The organism is Pseudomonas sp. SWRI179, assembly GCF_014268705.1.
GTDB classification, from domain to species: Bacteria; Pseudomonadota; Gammaproteobacteria; order Pseudomonadales; family Pseudomonadaceae; genus Aquipseudomonas; species Aquipseudomonas zanjanensis.
Genome location: NZ_JABWRA010000039.1, coordinates 57,301 through 63,300 on the forward strand (window position 1 = coordinate 57,301; position 6,000 = coordinate 63,300).

The following is a 6,000-nucleotide window of genomic DNA, read 5'->3' on the forward strand; positions in this document are numbered from 1 at the left end:
AGCAGTCCCAAACCCTAACGCCTCGGTGTATCAGGCAGATCGCATTCAAATTGCTTGGGGTTGCTGCGCAACCCAGCGGGAGCAAGCTCCCTCGCCACAGGTTCTGTGATCGACGGATCATCGCGCTGCCTACTCCACCAACCTCAACACCCCATCGCAATACACCACCTCGCGCCCCAACCACCCCACATCAACCTGAGGCAATACCGCCGAAGGTTTGCGCAATTCACGCAGCAGCGTCGAGCCGTGGGACAGGCGGCCACCCATGCGCGCGATCACCGCACGGGCGCTTTGATAGTGGGCGTGGCGACCAGGGTCCAGGGTGTCCTCCAACAGGATGTCCTCGCCCAAAATACCTTGGGCCTGCCCCGGGTAAATCAAGAAACCACTCGCCTGCTCGGTGCCTTCACGACCGTCCTGCCAGAAGCTGCCGTCACGGCTACGGATATCCGGGTGCGGGGCGAACCAATGCGCCTGGTCAGCGGCGGGCATGGCGTGATGCAAGCGAAAGAAAATCCGCATCAGGTTGTCGCGATACCACTCGCGCACTTGCAAGTAATAACCGCGCAGCCCCGGCAGGCCGGCGCCATGGGCCAAGCGAATCGCCAGGGGCCATTGTGGAAAGGCCTGCAACGGTAGCGCGATCGGCGCCGGGCGTGGTGTCGCCGGGTCGGTCTCCCACGGCAGCCGATGAGGGCTGTGTTCAAGGTTGTCATAGGCGGTCGGTGGCCGCCCCAGCCAGTCGCCGCCACTGCTGGCCAAGGCGCTGGCGATGCACAGGTTGCCCTGCACTACGAACACGTAGAAGCGGGTAAACCAGTCGGCCAGTTGCTGGCCGTCGGCGCCTTGTTCGGTCAGTTCGCGCAGCTCTCGGTCAAAACGTCGCAAGCCGTTTTCCAGCGTCAACAAGTGCCCGCGGGCGATGCGTTGCATGCGCAGGAACAACGGCAGCGAACGCATCAGGCGCAGTGGCCGCCAAGGCAGGTGCGGTGTCGCGCCGCCGACCTCGCCGGCGTAGCTGCTGGCGCTGATGCCCCAGTCGACCAGCCGGGCGAGAAACAGGTCATTGTTGATGTACGAAGCGCCGCCAAACACTGCCGTGAAGGGCTCGTTGTCCTGCAGTACCCGCGAATCCCAACGCGCCATGATCGCCGGAATGCTTGCCGCCGCGCGACGCTGGGCGTACTCCACCAACACACTGGGTCGGGGCGGCAGGATCTCGGCGATGTTGGCAGCGGTCAGGTGGCGGCGCCAGCCGTAGTCGCTGATCGGCCGATATTGCAGCAGCCACAGTTGGCTGCCGTCCCAGGCCCATTCGACGTCGCCGGGCACGTAGTGAAAGACCCGCAGTACGCCTTGCAGAAAGCGCCATAGCGCCTCGGGGGTCAGGCCGTGGACTGGCTTGAACGTGCCACTGTTCCATGCCTCGCCGAGGCGGGAAATAACCGCCCGCTCGGGGCTCACTTGGCCATCGGCCAACGACTCCAGGTGCCCCTCGACCCATTCCAGCTCAACGGACAGGTGACGCACGAACGCGATCCCCGACAGCCGTGGCGTGATGAAGCGCTGCACCACCACTTCCTCGACACCCGCCGCGCTCAACTCGGCAATGCGCGCCGGCACGTTGTGCGTCGGCTCGCGCAGGAACGTGGTGCTCAAGCCGGCGTTGGCCGCATCGGCCTGGTCCTCACCGTAACTGGAGGAGCGCACCGCCCAGGTAGCGTCCGGCTGGCCGTCCAAAAAAACCCGCAGGCTCGGATCATCGCAGTGGTTGAGCGACAGCGCCGCCGGCACCGGCTGCCCCGCCAGCGCCGCGAGACGCAAGCGGCCGCCTTTGGTATGCGCGACAAAACCACGCTCGCCAGACTCCAGCCATGCCGTGAATTCAGCGGGCGAGTCGATCCACGGGTAGTGGCCCCAACCGGGCTTCAGGCTGATGGTCAAGTCGGCACGGGCCAGAATGGCCGACCAGGCCGCCGCCTGCGCGATGCCCAATACCTTGTCCTGATCGCCCCACACCAGTTCGACCGGGTCGGTGATCCATTCCAGCAATGGCAACGCGGTGTCGGCACGCACCAGGTCCCAGTGCGGCACAAAGGCTCGGCAACGAGCGTAGCCGGCGCCCATGCGCTGGTATTGCGCGGGCGTCCAGGCCTGGCTGGAGAACTTGTGGGCAAACAGCGTCGGCTTGTTCGCCAGCAGCCAATGAATGGTCTTTCGAATCGGCAGTGGCGACATCAATGCCGGCAGTCGCCGCTGCCACAAAAACGCGCCCACCGGCGCCAGCAACACGCTGCGGCAAAAGTGTCCCGGTTGCCGTTGCAAGGCGTGCAGCACCAGCAAGGCGTTGACCCCGACCGCCATGATCGCGCTGCCCTTGTCCGTTGCCGCCAGCAACGCCTGCGCGTAGGCCGCCAGGTCTTCGCAAGGAGCGTGGGGGTTGTTGCCAAAACCGGGCAGTTCCAGCGGCACGACGTCGTGGTGTTGAAAATGCGGCAACGCGTCGTCCCACCAATCGGCCGCGCTGCCGTTGCCGGCCAGCAGGTACATCCGGGGCTTGCTCATGGGCGCTCCTCAGGCCAAGTCGCGCAGGGCGGCGTCGAGCGTCGGGTAACGGAACGTATAGCCGGCCTCGACGAGACGATTGGGCACCACCCGCTGGCCGTCGAAAAACAGCTGGGCCATCTCGCCAGCCAAGGCGCGTACCGGCGCGGCAGGGATGTGGAACCACACCGGACGCTTGAGCACCTTGCCGACACTTTCGGCAAACAACGCCTGGCTGACCGTCTCCGGTGCCACCAGGTTGTAGGTGCCGCACAGGCTTTCATCATCGAAGGCTCGGGCGATCACTTGGGTCACGTCATCGCGATGCACCCAACTCATGATTTGCCGACCGTCGCCCATGCGCCCGCCGAACCCCAGGCGAAACGGAATCAGCAACGGCAGCAACGCACCGCCCGGACCGAACACCACGCCCAGGCGCATCACCACCTGACGCACGCCCAACTCAGTGGCAGGCCGGGCGGAGGCTTCCCAACGCACACAGAGTTCAGCCATGAAGCCATCGCCCTGGGCGGCGCTTTCATCGAGGCTTTCGGTGGCGTCACGCACGCCGTAAAAACCCACGGCTGAGGCCTGTATCCACAACGCCGGTTTGTGCCGGGCGTTTTTCAACCAGGCCATCAAGGCTTCGGTGGTGTTGACCCGGCTGGCAATGAGTTGCGCCTGGCGCTTGGGACTCCAACGCGGCCCGGCCACCGGGGCACCCGCCAGGTTGATCACCACATCGAACATTTCGTCATGGCCCAGCTTGCCCAGCGAACGCAGGCAGCGGGCGCGGCCGTCAAACAGATAGGCCGCTTTCAACGGATCGCGAGCCAGCACGCTGACCGTGTGCCCGGCGTCGAGCAATTGATTGACCAGGGTCTCGCCGATAAACCCGGTGCCCCCCGTGACCAGCACGCGCTTGTAGGCGCCGCCGGCAAATGGGTTGGCCGGCTTGCCTGCCCGTTGCATGCGCAAGGCCGCCAAGCCGTCGCGAATCCCCGAGGCCGTGACCCCGATGGCGAACAAGGTCAGTAGCCAGCCGCGCCAACCGAGGTCGATCGCGCTCAGGCCGGTGGGCAAACTCGCCCACTGGGCCAATTGCACGCCGTACAACGCGAAGAAGGCCCCGCCGTTGACCGCCAGCACCGTGTGCATGATGCGCTCGATGGGCGGCAGCTTGCGGCTGCGGTCCTCGACCACGAAGTCCCAGAGCGTCAGGCAAATCTCCAGTGCGAACAGCAGCGCAATGACAATCGCCCAGGTGCCTTCGAAGGCCAGATGCGCCATGCCCAGGAACAGGATCCCGTAAAAGCACGAGCGCAAGGCGTGAATGGACAGCTCCAGCCGCGCGCTGTGGCGATAGGGCAAGGCGACGGTGAGTTCGTGGTGATACAGGGTGTCCAGCGCACCGAGGATGGCTTGGGCGATCAGCAGGGCGATCGCCCAGTCCAGCAGTGAAAAATCAGCCATGGTTGGAATCACTCGACGCGTTGTCAGTCAGGGAGGTACGGCGGTCGTGGCGATAGAGCCAGAACAGCGGCGGCAATAAAACGAGCAGTGCGAAGCTGTCGAACCACAGGTGCGACCAGACCTGTGCCTGGGCGGAGATCCACATGTCCTGGGGTGCCCACAGCAGGATGCCGGCGATCAGCCAACCCCAGGGCATGGCGCGCTTCAATCGATGACCGATGTGGACGAGGGCGAGCATGTACAGCCCATAGCTCTGCAATGTGGCGCCGAACAAGGCCAGCCACCAGACCTGTTGCAAGTGGGCCGTAGCGGGCACGGCATTGGTACCCCAGAAAGCCTGTTCAATGGTGTTCAGATAGTGATCGAGCAAGCCGGAGTGACCCGCCCACGTCAGCGTGACGCCGGCGAGCAGGTGCATCAGGGCCGCCGCGTACAACCAAACGACCAGGGCGTTGCGAAGGGGGCTGTGAGGGGTTGGCATTCCATGTCCTGAAGGCTTGCTTGAGGGCGGCCAGTCTAAAGGAAATGGGAGGGGCTTTACTGGGCTGATGGGCTGGCAGCGATAATTAAATCTCGCCAACGAGACCTGCTTCGCAGGCCAGCGGGAGCAAGCTCCCTCGCCACAGGGATTTAAGTGTCAGGTTAGCGGTGAATTGAAGATTGTCATCGCGAGCAAGCTCCCACAGGGGTTTTGTGTCGAACTCAATATCGAGACCACCCCCGTCCCACTGTGGGAGCGAGCCTGCTCGCGATGGCGTCAGCCCAGACAACCCACCGTGGCGAGGGAGCTTGCTCCCGCTGGCCTGCGAAGCAGGCCCCAGCATTCCTTCAGGCACACCGCATTGCCCGGTTTTACGACTGCTGCGCAGCCGAGCGGGAGCAAGCTCCCTCGCCACGGGTTCTGTGTACCGCTTACCTACAGCTGAGTCCTAGGAGATTTCCTTCAAGTTGCGGCGATGTTGGTGAACTTGTCCGCCTTTAGGCTCACCGCTAGTCTGGGTTTGTCACTGAAAAAACGGTGACACGGACGTGCAAGTCCGAACAAACTGTTTAGGATGCAACGCTGCATCGCTCAGGGGCTTTCTTCTGCCCTCTGGCTTTATGGCGGCTGCGCGCAGGAGATCCTTGGATCTGCTGGGTGTCCTAAACAGGCCCGGTCTTGCACACCTGCGTACGGCCGCCACCCCATTCGCGTGCAAGCGGACGGTGACGGTTCCCAACTAATTACTGTTTAGGGTATCTCTCATGTTCAAAGTAACGCCAAATCCGCCAGGAAGCCCTGGCAACACTGCCGACAAATCCTCGAAAGCCAAAAAACTCGACGAAGCCGCCGAGCGCGCCCTCGATTACTACCTCAACCCCAAACCTGCCGATAAATCCTCAGCCAAATCCCAAACCGCCCAACTCTTCATGGTCGCCCCTGATATCGACACCGAAACCCTGTTGGCCAATGCTTCCGAAGACCTGCTGTCCATCAGCGCCATCGCCGCCGACCTGGCTGATGATGTCGACGGTTCGCGCCGCAGCGTGATCCTGGCGATCAGTCGGATGGCCGATGGGGTGCATTTGTTGGTGGAGCGGGCGATAGATCGACTGGAGGTGCAAGCGGCGGGCTGACAGGTCTGCGGTGGATTGAAGATTGTCATCGCGAGCAGGCTCGCTCCCACAGGGGTTTTGTGTCGAACCCAATATCGAGGCCAACACCCGATCAACTGTGGGAGCGAGCCTGCTCGCGAAGGCGTCAGCCCAGGCAACCCAAACCCCGCGGCCAGAGATTGCTCCCGCCGGCCTGCGTGTAGGAGCTGTGTAGGAGCTGTCGAGTGAAACGAGGCTGCGATCTTCCCCCAGGCACTTGAGTCCCAAGCGAAAGATCAAAGGATCGCAGCCTTCGGCAGCTCCTACAGGGAACAGTCGAGCGGGAGCAATCTCTGGCCACGGGTCCATGTTGGCGTCCGGGTACCTGCAAGCAGGCTGTACGGAGTG

Annotated in this window: 4 protein-coding genes; 1 reads left to right on the plus strand and 3 read right to left on the minus strand. The window is 63.4% G+C overall.

What is annotated here, in order from left to right:
* Nucleotides 1-129: 129 nt before the first annotated feature.
* From HU767_RS20755 to HU767_RS20765, 3 genes are read right to left on the minus strand one after another with little or no spacing between them, the layout of a single operon-like run.
* Nucleotides 130-2,565, minus strand: a complete 2,436-nt coding sequence (locus HU767_RS20755) for an alpha/beta hydrolase (protein WP_186730356.1) — start codon at nucleotides 2,563-2,565, stop codon at nucleotides 130-132.
* 9 nt (nucleotides 2,566-2,574) lie between these two features.
* Nucleotides 2,575-4,017: a TIGR01777 family oxidoreductase gene (locus HU767_RS20760; RefSeq protein WP_186730357.1), complete on the minus strand. Its 1,443-nt coding sequence runs from the start codon at nucleotides 4,015-4,017 to the stop codon at nucleotides 2,575-2,577.
* Complete coding sequence (locus HU767_RS20765; RefSeq protein ID WP_186730358.1) at nucleotides 4,010-4,498, minus strand: cell division protein; 489 nt, start codon at nucleotides 4,496-4,498, stop codon at nucleotides 4,010-4,012. Before HU767_RS20765 ends, HU767_RS20760 begins: the two co-directional genes overlap by 8 nt.
* A 764-nt stretch (nucleotides 4,499-5,262) precedes the next feature.
* On the opposite strand from HU767_RS20765, the gene HU767_RS20770 reads away from it, so the two are divergent.
* Complete coding sequence (locus HU767_RS20770) at nucleotides 5,263-5,634, plus strand: DUF6124 family protein (RefSeq protein WP_186730359.1); 372 nt, start codon at nucleotides 5,263-5,265, stop codon at nucleotides 5,632-5,634.
* Nucleotides 5,635-6,000: the final 366 nt, after the last annotated feature.